The 10,875-nt window shown below is 55.3% G+C and carries 14 protein-coding genes; 9 read left to right on the plus strand and 5 right to left on the minus strand.

What is annotated here, in order from left to right:
• The first annotated feature begins 1 nt into the window (after window position 1).
• Together trpB and trpA are read left to right on the plus strand one after the other, a co-directional pair.
• Window positions 2-1,174 carry a tryptophan synthase subunit beta gene (gene trpB / locus A4E33_RS14225; RefSeq protein WP_292349103.1) on the plus strand — a complete coding sequence of 391 codons (1,173 nt, stop codon included), beginning with the start codon at window positions 2-4 and terminating at the stop codon, window positions 1,172-1,174.
• Entirely contained in the window at window positions 1,171-1,962 is a 792-nt protein-coding gene (gene trpA / locus A4E33_RS14230) for a tryptophan synthase subunit alpha (protein ID WP_292349106.1), read from the plus strand. The genes trpB and trpA overlap by 4 nt, the downstream gene beginning before the upstream one ends.
• Before the next feature lie 14 nt (window positions 1,963-1,976).
• On the opposite strand, the gene A4E33_RS14235 is transcribed toward trpA, so the two are convergent.
• Window positions 1,977-2,495: a YkgJ family cysteine cluster protein gene (locus A4E33_RS14235; protein ID WP_292349108.1), complete on the minus strand. Its 519-nt coding sequence runs from the start codon at window positions 2,493-2,495 to the stop codon at window positions 1,977-1,979.
• Between the two features lie 217 nt (window positions 2,496-2,712).
• On the opposite strand from A4E33_RS14235, the gene A4E33_RS14240 reads away from it, so the two are divergent.
• Window positions 2,713-3,138 (plus strand): arsenate reductase ArsC, encoded by a 426-nt coding sequence (locus tag A4E33_RS14240; protein WP_292349109.1) that lies wholly within the window; start codon window positions 2,713-2,715, stop codon window positions 3,136-3,138.
• Between the two features lie 42 nt (window positions 3,139-3,180).
• Here the strand turns inward: A4E33_RS14240 and truA are convergent, their stop codons facing one another.
• Complete coding sequence (gene truA, locus A4E33_RS14245) at window positions 3,181-4,011, minus strand: tRNA pseudouridine(38-40) synthase TruA (RefSeq protein ID WP_292349111.1); 831 nt, start codon at window positions 4,009-4,011, stop codon at window positions 3,181-3,183.
• Window positions 3,966-4,643 carry a PHP domain-containing protein gene (locus tag A4E33_RS14250; protein WP_292349114.1) on the minus strand — a complete coding sequence of 226 codons (678 nt, stop codon included), beginning with the start codon at window positions 4,641-4,643 and terminating at the stop codon, window positions 3,966-3,968. The genes truA and A4E33_RS14250 overlap by 46 nt, the downstream gene beginning before the upstream one ends.
• A 41-nt stretch (window positions 4,644-4,684) precedes the next feature.
• Between A4E33_RS14250 and A4E33_RS14255 the strand changes: the two genes are divergently transcribed.
• From A4E33_RS14255 to A4E33_RS14280, 6 genes are all read left to right on the plus strand, one after another.
• Window positions 4,685-6,097, plus strand: coding sequence for a dihydropteroate synthase-like protein (locus A4E33_RS14255; protein WP_292349115.1), 1,413 nt, complete (start codon window positions 4,685-4,687; stop codon window positions 6,095-6,097).
• 171 nt (window positions 6,098-6,268) lie between these two features.
• Window positions 6,269-6,550 (plus strand): peptidylprolyl isomerase, encoded by a 282-nt coding sequence (locus A4E33_RS14260; RefSeq protein ID WP_292349117.1) that lies wholly within the window; start codon window positions 6,269-6,271, stop codon window positions 6,548-6,550.
• A 12-nt stretch (window positions 6,551-6,562) separates the two neighbouring features.
• Window positions 6,563-7,387 (plus strand): acetolactate decarboxylase, encoded by an 825-nt coding sequence (gene budA, locus A4E33_RS14265; protein WP_292349119.1) that lies wholly within the window; start codon window positions 6,563-6,565, stop codon window positions 7,385-7,387.
• A gap of 93 nt (window positions 7,388-7,480) precedes the next feature.
• Window positions 7,481-7,852 carry a Mov34/MPN/PAD-1 family protein gene (locus A4E33_RS14270; RefSeq protein ID WP_292349121.1) on the plus strand — a complete coding sequence of 124 codons (372 nt, stop codon included), beginning with the start codon at window positions 7,481-7,483 and terminating at the stop codon, window positions 7,850-7,852.
• Entirely contained in the window at window positions 7,849-8,313 is a 465-nt protein-coding gene (locus A4E33_RS14275; protein ID WP_292349123.1) for an FAD synthase, read from the plus strand. Before A4E33_RS14270 ends, A4E33_RS14275 begins: the two co-directional genes overlap by 4 nt.
• Before the next feature lie 68 nt (window positions 8,314-8,381).
• The gene (locus A4E33_RS14280) at window positions 8,382-9,029 is read left to right on the plus strand and encodes a DUF2284 domain-containing protein (protein ID WP_292349125.1); all 648 of its coding nucleotides are present in this window, start codon (window positions 8,382-8,384) and stop codon (window positions 9,027-9,029) included.
• A gap of 3 nt (window positions 9,030-9,032) precedes the next feature.
• Here A4E33_RS14280 and A4E33_RS14285 read toward each other — a convergent pair whose 3' ends face one another.
• Together A4E33_RS14285 and A4E33_RS14290 are read right to left on the minus strand one after the other, a co-directional pair.
• Window positions 9,033-10,175: a cation:proton antiporter gene (locus A4E33_RS14285; RefSeq protein ID WP_292349127.1), complete on the minus strand. Its 1,143-nt coding sequence runs from the start codon at window positions 10,173-10,175 to the stop codon at window positions 9,033-9,035.
• Window positions 10,175-10,660, minus strand: a complete 486-nt coding sequence (locus A4E33_RS14290; protein ID WP_292349129.1) for a cation:proton antiporter regulatory subunit — start codon at window positions 10,658-10,660, stop codon at window positions 10,175-10,177. The genes A4E33_RS14285 and A4E33_RS14290 overlap by 1 nt, the downstream gene beginning before the upstream one ends.
• Between the last annotated feature and the right edge of the window lie 215 nt (window positions 10,661-10,875).

Here is a 10,875-nt window from a genome sequence, read left to right on the forward strand (position 1 = left end):
AATGGAGAGAAAAGGAAGATATGGAAAATACGGCGGGCAGTATGTTTCAGAAACGCTCATGGGTGCCCTGATAGAACTGCAGACCGCATACGAAAGGATCAAAAAAGACAGGAATTTTGCCCGGGAACTTACGTCCCTCCAGGGAGAATATGCCGGCCGTGAAACGCCACTTACGTTCTGCCCCAACGCCTCGCGGGAGCTGGGGTGCAGGATTTACCTGAAGCGGGAAGACCTTGTCCACGGGGGTTCCCACAAGCTGAACAACACGCTGGGCCAGGCACTCCTTGCAAAGCGTATGGGCAAGAAGCGCCTCATAGCCGAGACCGGCGCCGGGCAGCACGGGGTAGCCACTGCGATTGTCGGGGCAGCACTCGGACTGCCGGTCGAGGTCTACATGGGCGAGGTTGACACAAAACGGCAGGCGCTCAATGTATACCGGATGGAACTGATGGGAGCAAGAGTGATACCGGTCAAATCGGGCACCCGGACCCTTAAGGACGCCATCAACGAAGCGCTCCGCGACTGGGTGGCAAACGTCCGCGACACCCATTACCTCATCGGTTCCGTTGTAGGACCCCACCCGTTTCCCCTGATGGTCCGTGACTTCCAGTCCGTGATCGGCAGGGAAGCCCGCCGGCAGGTAATGAAAAAAGAGGACAGGCTCCCTGATACCATCGTTGCCTGTGTCGGGGGCGGATCGAACGCCATGGGCATCTTCTACCCGTTCGTGAAGGACGACGTGGAGCTGATCGGGGTAGAGGCCGGGGGTGAGGGGATCGACACCGGAAAACACTCGGCAACCCTCTGTGCCGGTGAAGCCGGAGTGCTGCACGGAACGCTCTCCTATCTTCTGCAGGATGCGAACGGGCAGGTTCTCCCGACGCACAGCATCTCCGCGGGACTTGACTACCCGGGTGTCGGTCCCGAACACTCGATGCTGAAGGACAGCGGAAGGGTCACGTATACGGCTGTAAATGACCCCGATGTTCTCGGGGCATTCCGGTTCCTCTCCCGGAACGAGGGGATTATCCCGGCACTCGAATCGGCCCATGCCGTTGCGTGGGTGATGAAGAATGCGGACCGGTTTGACCGCGACGATATTGTTGTCATCAACCTCTCCGGGAGAGGCGACAAGGATGTGGCTGAAGTGGCCGCGCTCGAAGGGAGGATATGATGGGGCGGATTGAAACGGTATTTGCGAACCTTGATCGACCGGCATTCATCGGGTTTACCGTTGCAGGAGACCCGGACAGGGAGACCAGCATCCGGGCAGCACTTGCCCTTATTGAGGGCGGAACCGATATCCTTGAACTGGGCATCCCGTTCTCCGATCCGGTTGCCGATGGCCCGACCATCCAGAAGGCCGACGAACGGGCGATTGCTGCGGGCACGACCGTTGACACGGTCTTTGAGATCGTCCGCACCCTCCGGAAAAAAACCGGTGTCCCCGTTGTCTTCCTCGCCTACTACAACATGATCTATCACCGGGGGATTGACAGGTTTTACCGGGAAGCGCGTGATGCCGGGGTTGACGGGATCCTCATTGCGGACATGCCCGTCGAGGAGTCTGACGACGTGTTCGAAACAGCTCTCCACTACGGGATCGATCCAATCTTCCTCATCACCCAAACTACATCTGACGACCGCATCAGGAAGATCGCTGCCCGGGCTCATGGGTACCTGTATCTGGTCGCAGTCCTTGGCGTCACGGGTGTCCGGGATACGGTTTCGGCCGGTGCAATCGATCTGTTACAGAGAGTCAGGAAGCAGACAAAGGTTCCCCTTGCCCTCGGTTTCGGCATTTCAACCCCCGACCATGCAAAAATCTGTTCGGATGCTGGTGCCGATGGCGTTATCGTCGGCAGCGCTATCGTCGATATTGTCGGCAGGAACGTGGGGGACCCGGCAGCGATGGAACGGGAGCTGAAGTCGTATGTCGCCCGGATGAAAAAAGATCTCTGACCCGATACCCTTTTTTATTCTACCACATCGCCGCAATACCCATGCTGGGAGAGAATTGCCATGACCTGCGTATTCCATCCGGGATCGGGTTCGTTCGGTTTTTGGGTGTGCGGAAGGTGGGAGATGTGCTCTTTCCATATCGTTTCCAGGGCCTCATCGGAGGTCCGGATCTCGTTCTGGCCGATGACCCGGCCCACGAGCTTCCCCTCCCGGTTATGGATCAGCATCCGGTAGCAGCGGAACTCCCGGCATACCGGCGGGCGGGTCGGGTAGACCGTACAGACAAAACCGTTCCCCTCAGGATTTTTTATGAGAAACAGGCACTTTTTTTCCTGGTTTCCTGTTTCCTGCGTATTCAGAAATGTGTCGGAGATCTCCCCGGCATATTCCGGCTGGACATGCACAAGGACAAGGTCATTGGTGATGCCGTACCGGCAATAGTAATCACGCTCCGTCAGCTGGCGTTCTATCCTGATAAATTCCCCGAAGCTCCTGCAGCATTTCCCGCACCAGTCACACACAAACTCTGCCATGGATACCGGATTTTTGGCGCCGGGGCTGATAAACTGCGCGAGTATTCCGGCCGGTTGTGCCCTTTTGCCGTTCCTGAATTACCTGTCAGAACGCTGTATGGCAGGTATGCCAAAAAATGTACAAATAGTGATGGTACACATTCTTTTAGCGGGAGATTATGACAGAAATATCATGTGCTGCAGGAGAGCAGGAACCTGATCAGGATCGGGGGATGGAATGACGGGGAAACCGCGAATTCTTTTTGTGTGTACGGCAAACGCCGCCCGCTCCCAGATGGCAGAAGGGCTGCTCCGGGCAAAATATGGCGACCGGTACGACGCGTTCAGCGCCGGAACCCGCCAGTCAAAGGTGAGTGTACGGGCGATTATGGTGATGAAGGAGATTGGGATCGACATTTCAGGTCACCGTTCAAAAACCCTTGCAGAATTTGATGGATTCCCTGTCGATCTTGCCGTAACCCTGTGCGACAACGCACATGCGATCTGCCCGGTTGTCCATGGTGCAAAAAAGACAATACATCAGGGATTTGCCGATCCCCACCTCACACCGGGAACAGACGATGAGGTGCTTGAAGGGTATCGGAAGGTCAGGGATCAAATATCAGCATGGATCGACAGCGAGTTCGGGAGGAAAGACGGGTAACTATCCTGTCAGGAATTCCCGCGCGAGGGAAAATTGCTGAATTCATGGCTCCCGGAGGACACGACAGACCTTTTCCATCAGGGCGTGGTGCCTGCGGAGATGGTTCATGAATGTACTGCTGCGCTCCCGGTCAGGAAGAGGCTCCCAGCTCAGGCCGCAGTCGGTATCCCAGAGCACCAGCCCTTCGGCAGGGGCCGGGGACAAGGGTTTATCGATCACTCCTCCCAGATACTCCCGGATAGTATCAGCTCCGATCTCGCCGTATCCCACGCGGAGGAGTGCTGCCGCCATGCACCGGACCTGGTGCCACAGGAAACTCTCCGCGGTCACTTCGAGATACAGGAAACCGTCCTCTTTTGCAACCCGAATCCCGAGTATGTTCCGCAGGGGGTTCTTGTCCTTCACGCGGGCAAAATTCGAGAAATCATGAACTCCAAGAAAATGCCGGCATGCCTTTTCCATCTCCTCCACTTCTTTCGGGGATTCAGAGAAATAATAACGGTATGTCCGCGACCTGGCATCATAGCGCGGGTGGAATTCTGCCGGAACAGCTGCATACGCTGAGCACCACAGGTCCGGCGGGAGCTGGAGGTTGATCGTCGCGATCGCACGATCGGGAGCGTCCGTGGTAAATGCAATAACCTGCCCGCGGGCATGGACGCCACGATCCGTCCTTCCGGCTGACTGGAATCCTGCCAGCCTCCAGTCGGAGAACAGGCTCAGCCGCTGGCAGGCAGCGATAAACTCACCTTCAACCGTGCGGCTTTGCGCCTGCATCTGCGAGCCGTAGAACCTGCTGCCGAGGTACGAGACCCGGAAGGCCAGCCTTACCGCAGATGGACGTGGCGGGTTATCCGTTTTATCTTCTTCCATGTGTTGTTGATGGACTGGCGCGTATAGGTGCGCAGCGGCGTCTTTTTCCCGCCGCAGGAGACTTTTCCGGCACGGATCGCATCAAGGATCGCCGGGACATTTTTTTCGGCATCGACATACGTTCTTCCGAACCCGACAAAGCGGGCATGGTGGGCATCGCTTCCCCCTACGCAGGGCTTGCCAAGGCGCTTTGCGATCCGTGCGGCCTTGGTATTGGCCGATCCCACGATATAACGGCTGTTGAACACTTCAACCGCATCAACTGCGGCCATCCCGGCTTTTTTCCTGCGGGCAACCCCGTGACGCCAGACATGATAGGGGTGGGGAAGGATCGCAAGGGCTCCCATGCGACGGGCGATCTCAACGGTGACAAGTACATCCAGCCCGGCAGGTATAATCTCGGTGACTCCCAGCACCAGGAGGTGTCCCTGTTTTGTCGAGACCTCGATCCCCGGGATCACAAGGATGCTTGTGACGCAGGCGAGGGCATGCTTCGCACCATCAACCGAGTCATGGTCGGTGATAGCTATGGCGTCGAGTCCGGCCTCCTCCGCCCGTTTCAGGATCTCTTCGACACTGCTCTCGCCGTCTTTTGAGAAGTTTGTATGTACATGCAGGTCGCAGGTCAGCATCTGATCATAGTGTTTTTATCTCTCTGGTATTAAGGGAACTTATGCGCATTCTCCTTCCCACCGGGGCTTCCACCGAACCGCAGGTGAAGCGCGCAGCAGCGGGATATGATGCCGATGTCGTGGTGACCGGGGAGATTGCCTCGTTTCTGACCCCCCATGCCCTCCGCATGCTCCTGAAGGGAAAAACGTATGACTGCGTTATTATCTCCGGCATGTGCACGGCATCCTTCGAACAGGTAGAACGTGAGACCGGAGTCCCCATATTCCGCGGGCCCCGCCATGCGGCGGACCTGGAACTTGTACTGCCGCTTCTGGAAACCACTGAACTGTCGCGCTCGATCCCTGCTGACGATTTTCTTGCCGCGAGAAAAGTGGAGCAGGCACTTCACCGGATCCATGAACAGGAAAAGAATGCGGTTCCTGATTTTATCATACGGGGTGTAAAAATCGGGGGGGACTCGCGGATGAAAGTCCTTGCAGAGATCATGGATGCCCATAAATGCGGGGATATCAGGCGCCTTGTCCACCAGTATCTTGTTTCAGGTGCGGATATTGTCGATCTGGGTTTCGGGTTCGATGCTGTACCGGAAGATGTCTCCCGGGTCTTCTCCCTCCTGTCGGAAACCGATGCCCCGCTGGCAGTTGATACACAGGATCCCTCACTGATCCGGGCAGCACTCGGCCGTGCCGATATTATACTCAGCCTGCAGGAGACAAATATTCCCGTGATTGGAAAAGAAATTGCAAAAGCGGGTGCAGCTGCCGTCGTAGTACCGGGCAATAGTTCGCTTGTAAAAAACATCTCTCTTGCAAAGAAAGCAGGTATCCGGTGCATCATTGCCGATCCGCTCCTCCAGCCGGTCGGTTCCGGGTTCGTCTCTTCCCTTGGCAGGTTCAAAAAGACCGGCTGCCCGCTCTTTTTTGGTGCAGGGAATGTCGTGGAGCTCTTTGACGCAGATTCCATCGGAATGAACGCGCTCCTGTCCGGCATTGCTGCTGAAGCCGGCGCCTCCGTAATTTTCACCAGTGAGCATTCAGACAAGACACAGGGATCCATCCGCGAGATGCGACGGGCAACGGAGATGATGGTCCTTGCACAGGGGCGTCCCTATCCCAAGGACCTCGGGCTCGACCTCCTTGTACTCAAGGAGAAGCGGCGCCGGAGGGAACCTCCGCTCGATTTCATCACTTCGCGGCCGGCACGCCCGATGCCTGACCAGATTACGTATGATCCCAAAGGTAATTTCCGGATTGGGATTGAAGGCGACCAGATCGTTGCGGTTATCCATAAAAAAGCCGTCAGGGGGCGCCGGTGGCAGGATGTTCTGTACAGTATCATTTCCCAGGGAGATGTTTCCCTCCTCGATCATGCAGGGTATCTTGGCCGTGAACTGTTCAAAGCGGAACTCGCGATCCGGTACGGGAGGAGCTTTGAGCAGGACGGGGAATTCTGAAGTTATGGACTTGATGCGGGTTTTTTTAGATACCCGGAAAAGGTAATGCTCCACGGGGCGGGGGGCGACAGATCCCGAGCGCCCGTGGCTCCATCATAATTTTAGTAGTATTTCAGTAGGTTTTCTCCAGAGCCGAACTTTTTATCTCCCGTGACAATGCACCTGTACTGCATGGCACAACAGGCACGGGCATCCCATATCCTTGTGAAGACAGAAGAGCAGGCAAAGCAGATCCTGAAACGCATTGCCGACGGTGAAGAGTTTGACAAGGTCGCACGGAGGTTCTCCTCCTGCCCTTCGGGCAAGAGCGGCGGCGACCTCGGCTGGTTCGGGAAGGGGATGATGGTCCCCGAATTCGAGAAGGTCGCATTCGAGGAAGAAGTCGGCAAGGTCGTCGGGCCGGTCAAGACCCAGTTCGGGTTCCATGTCATCAAGGTGACCGGAAAGAAATAACCCACCGGCCTTATGGACACAAAATTTTTTCTCGGTATCGTTCTGGCAATTGTTGTTGTCTTTGCCGGCGCAGCAGTATACTCGGGGCTGACAAAAAACCAGACAGCAGTTGCTGCTCCGGCTGCGGGGGACCGTGACGTCCTCTACCAGGTCTCGACTATCGATGCCCTCATGCAGGGGGTATTTGACGGCATCAGGCCGGTGAAGGAGATCCGCAGACAGGGTGATTTCGGAATCGGTACCTTTGATGCGCTGGACGGCGAGATGATCGTCCTGGACGGTGTTGTTTACCAGGCAAAAGCTGATGGCAGGATATACCCTGCCGATGACAGGATGACCACCCCGTTTGCAACCGTTACGTTCTTCGATCAGGATCGTACCGAGGTTACCGAACAGCCTATGAACCTTTCAGAATTTTCTTCTGCAATGGAACGAAGGCTCCCCACCGGAAACATGATTTATGCCGTGAGGATGCACGGGACATTCCCCTCGGTAAAAGTCCGGGCGATACCCGCACAGCACAAGCCATTCCCGACACTTGCCGAAGCATCAAAGAACCAGTCGGTATATACCTACACAAACAGTACCGGCACGGTAGTCGGTTTTTTCACCCCTGTCTTTTTCAGGGGCGTCAATGTTGCAGGCTACCATCTCCACTTTATCAGCGATGATAAAAAGACCGGGGGGCATATCCTCGATATCACCATACCGGCACATACAACGGTCGTGTACGACATAACGCCGGGATTTGCCATGGCTCTGCCGACAAGCGGAGATTTTACCGGTGTTGATCTGTCGAAGGACCTGACCGGCGATCTTGCACAGATCGAGAAATGATCCTTCATCTGGATTCCATACGATGAGTTTTTTTTGCAGCCGGGACATACAGGATGGGTACAGCATGCAGAAATACTGCCGCAGGAGCGGACCATGAAAATCAACGGGATAAAACAGGATATCCTCACGCTTCTTCTCCGGATGGCAAAAGACAGCCATCCCAACGAGTTCGTGGCGCTCCTCCGTGAACACGACGGGTATATCAACGAAGTAAACATGCTTCCCGGTACGGTCGTGCGCGAGGACTCCGCATCGCTCTTCTACGATATGATGCCTCTCGACACCCACGTTGCCGGCAGTGCCCACAGTCACCCGAGCGGCCCGATACTTCCTTCCGATGCGGACCTGATGTTCTTCCCAAGGACCGGAAAATACCACCTGATCATCGGGTACCCGTACCGGAAGACTGACTGGCGGTGCTTCACAGCTGATGGAGCACCACACGAGCTGGAGGTTGTCGCATGACAGGCCGCAGGATAGTTGCAACGGGAACCTTCGATATCCTCCACCCGGGCCACCTCTTTTACCTTGAGGAATCGAAAAAACTCGGGGATGAGTTGTTCGTGATCGTTGCACGCGATGCGAACGTGAAACACAAGCCCCATCCCATCATCCCGGAAGATCAGCGCCTTGCCATGGTTGCAGCCCTCAAACCTGTCGATCATGCCATGCTCGGGGACCAGACCGACATGTTCCGGCCGATCGAAAAGATACGCCCGGATATTATCACGATCGGGTTCAACCAGATGTTTTCCGAAGAGACTCTCTCACGGCAGCTTGCCGAACGGGGCCTTTCACCGGCAATCGTGCGCATCGGAAAATTCTCGGGTGATGATCTCTGCAGCTCCCGGCTGGTGGTCCAGCGGATCATCACCAAGCGGGGCCATGACCTCCACCATATGGGCGATCAGGAAAAGGATCACTGAAACGTTCCGGGTCGTCAGCCGTAATGCTTATGCAGTCCGGCCGGTATTCTTCTGTATTCAGGTGACGTATGGATACAGACGTGCTGGCGGAGATCGAAGCCCTGAAGACTCTTGCCCGGGATAAGGGAGCGGATGCAAAAGAGATCTCTCCGGAGGATATTGTTGTCTCGCAGTGGGTACGGTTCAAGTGCCGCTACGGGTGCAAGGGATACGGCAAACATCTCGGCTGCCCCCCCTATGCACCCGTGCCGGACGACACACGCCGCATGGTGGACGAGTATTCCATCGGGCTGCTTCTCCGGTTCGACGGGGTTCCCGGCCGCGGGGAGTTCGGGCCGGACGATATTCCGGATGATTTTCACCCGTGGTATGCGGATCTCATACGCTGGGTGAACGGCACGGTCCATCATATCGAAAAAAGCGCATTTTATGACGGCTTTTACAAGGCATTCGGCTTCGGGGGCTATCCCTGTATCTGGTGCGAGCACCAGCATTGCGTTGCCGAGGAGGCTGATGGGATTGTTGATGAGAGTTACCGGAGGAGATGCCGGCACATGGATCTGGTTCGTCCCAGCATGGAGGCAGCCGGAATCGATGTCTTTGCCACAGCCCGCAATATCGGATGGGAACTGAACACGATCCCCTGTAAAAACATGGAATACGGGAAGATTATCCATTCCCGCATACGCTCGATCGGGCTTGTGCTGATCGAATAACCGCTACCTGCCATTATGAGGGTGGTACATCAGAGCCTTTCGCCGGCTGTGGGAGATGATACATTTCCTCATCCAGGTACTGTATTTTGCCGTGAAGGCACCGACGATTGAGGTAAAAATGACCATTGCAGCGATTGTCGTTGCAATGACCGGCGACCCGTATAATACCGCAAGCGCTATCGAGAATTCGCCCCGGCTGATCATGTTCGCCCAGATCTCGAGCCCGGACAGTGTCGAGCCATGGATGACGACACCGATGATCATACCTGAGATCAGCTTACTCACGACTGCAAGAGTACAGATTACCGCAATGATAAACCAGTCCACACCGCTGGTAAAGTCGATGGTGACCCCGAAAAAAACAAAGAACATGACCATGAATACATCCCTGAACGGCCTGGCATGCTGTTCGAATGCATCAGGGTCGGTTGTGGCAAACGCAGCACCAAGAGCAATCACCATGAGGGTCTGCGGGATGCCAAAAAATATTGCAAACGCTGCAGTCGTGAGGACCGCGGCAAACGTGAAAAGGATGGGGATCTCATCATCCCGCTCAAGAATGGAGACAAGAAATTCCTTACCGTAAAAAGAGACGGCGTACATGAATACAAGTGCCAGGGCTATCTTGACAAAGAACAACAGGAGATTCTGGTCGCTGGCCGAAAGCACGGCAAGGATGAATATAAGGACAATATCTTCAAAGACCGTCACCCAGATGATCGTTTCGGCTTCCCTGCTCATGAGTTTCCGGTTCTCGATGAGCGAGGTGATGATGATCGCCGTGCTGGTGATATAGAATGCCGCCCCGACGATGAACGATTCCATGAGGGTGAATCCGAGGAGATAGGCTGCTGTAAAACCGATACCCATATCAACGCTCAGACCGATGAGCCCCCCGGTCAGTACTCTCTGCGGGTTGGCAATAATCCGGTCAAGCTTCAGCTCAAGGCCCATGAAGAAGAGCAGGAACAGCAGGCCCATGTCAGAAAAGAACCGGCTGATCTCATCTGCGTGCACAATCCCAAGACCGGTCTTTCCAAGAATAACTCCTGCAATAATGTAGAAGGGGATCGCAGGGATGGATAGATATTTGGAAATAAGCGCAAGTATCAGACAGACGAAGAGTGCGATGATGAAGCCTTCCATTACTCCACCAGTATTTCGCGCTCAAATTTTTTAATCTGGTCGCTCTCACCGATGACCAGTGCCGCATCACCTTCTTCAAATGCGAATGATGGCGGGGGATTGATGATATTCTTATCATGGCGACAGACGGCGATGATGGTTGCACCGGTCTTTGCCCGGACCTGAAGATTTTCAATCGTTTTTCCGATAACGGATCGCGGGATAAAGAACGTATGGATCGTGATGCGGAGATCGGCGAGAGCTGAGAACGCGATCTCAACACTCTCCTGGTCTGCTTCGATGATGGCCCCGGTGAGGATGTTCCCAAGACGCCGCGCCTCGACCGGTGACATCTCGGCAGCACTTGGGGTCTGGCATCCTTTCTGGAGGGTGTACATCTGGATCGAACCGGTCTTCGTGAAAAAGACGGCGATGGTATCGCCTTTGTCGGTTTCAACCTCATATTTTGTCCCGACGCCGGGAAGGTTCACGGATCGAAGCGCCATAGCTGACATTAGAAAAACGATCCCTAAATATATTGTTGTTCCGCTGGCGCATTTCTCACCGGGAACCGGGATTGGATCGATCAGGATCCTGCCATCCGGATAACCGCACCGGATGAATATCCGAGAGACAGCGTCCTGAACCTGCGTGAAAACAAAAAGAGGGGGGTTTGCATTCAGGGTTTGTGAGAGGTCGGGAGGAAGCGAAGCGCGAACCG

This window comes from Methanoregula sp. PtaB.Bin085 (genome assembly GCF_002067035.1).
GTDB lineage: Archaea > Halobacteriota > Methanomicrobia > Methanomicrobiales > Methanospirillaceae > Methanoregula.